The sequence below is a fragment of the Oleiphilus sp. HI0067 genome (assembly GCF_001635735.1).
In genome coordinates, this window is sequence record NZ_LWFI01001205.1 from 1 (window position 1) to 1,081 (window position 1,081).

Below are 1,081 nucleotides of genomic sequence, written 5' to 3' on the forward strand. Positions count from 1 at the left end.
ATGTATTAGGTATTCCTAAGAAACAAGCCATTGAACACGCTACAGAGCTCTTAAACAAAGTAGGCATCTACGAGCGTCGCGACTACTATCCTAGTCAGATGTCTGGTGGCCAGCAGCAACGTGCAGCAATTGCTCGCGCATTAGCGATGGAACCAGAAGTACTGCTATTTGATGAGCCGACATCTGCACTCGACCCAGAACTCGTCGGTGAAGTATTAAAGGTCATGCGCAGCTTGGCTGAAGAGGGCCGCACCATGATTGTCGTGACACACGAAATGGCCTTCGCGCGCGATGTGTCGTCACAAGTTGTATTTTTGCATGACGGAAAAATTGAAGAGCAAGGAACACCTAAAAAAGTTTTTGAAGATCCTGATTCAGAACGTGTGAAACAGTTTCTTCAACCGAAGTACTAATATTCAGTACAAACAAACTGCTCCCTTTAGAGAGCTGACATTAAATAAGAGGAAGACCTCACTATGAAAAAACTATCGCTATTAATGGGTTGTATCTTAGCTGCGAGCAGCAGCATTGGTTTCGCAGCTGACAAACTAAAGTTAGCTGTTGATGTACCTTACGAGCCGTTCGAATATAAAGCGCCAGACGGCACGCTTACTGGTTTCGAAATTGACCTTGGCAACGCTGTATGTGCTGAAATCAAAGCGGAATGTGAGTGGGTTATCCAAGCTTGGGACGGCATTATTCCAGGACTTTTAGCGCGTAAATACGACGTTATCTTCTCTTCTATGTCTATCACTCCTGAGCGTGCTGAAAAAGTATTGTTCTCTGAAGGTTACTACAACACACCTTCTGCATGGTTTGGTAAAAAAGGTACTGATCTGGACGTGACTGACAAGGCTGCCTTCAAAGGCCTTCGCGTTGGCGTTCAGCGTGGCACAGTTCAAGATGATTACGTGACAAAAGATATCGGCGCAGACACTGTTGAAATCAAGCGTTACACCACGGCTGACGACCTTGTTCTTGATCTAACAGGTGGCCGTCTAGACTTAGTATTCCTAGACTTCCCAGTAGGTGAATCAACCATCCTTAAAGATGAAAACTACCAGTCACGTCCAGATCAGTA

At 45.3% G+C, this 1,081-nt stretch carries 2 protein-coding genes; both read left to right on the plus strand.

Annotation, left to right across the window (positions count from 1 at the left end; translation table 11 throughout):
- The coding region (locus tag A3739_RS18050) for an ATP-binding cassette domain-containing protein (protein ID WP_156502669.1) at positions 1–413 on the plus strand (413 nt) is incomplete at its 5' end.
- 63 nt (positions 414–476) lie between these two features.
- A partial coding sequence (locus A3739_RS18055) for a transporter substrate-binding domain-containing protein (protein WP_068502319.1) occupies positions 477–1,081 on the plus strand: 605 nt, incomplete at its 3' end.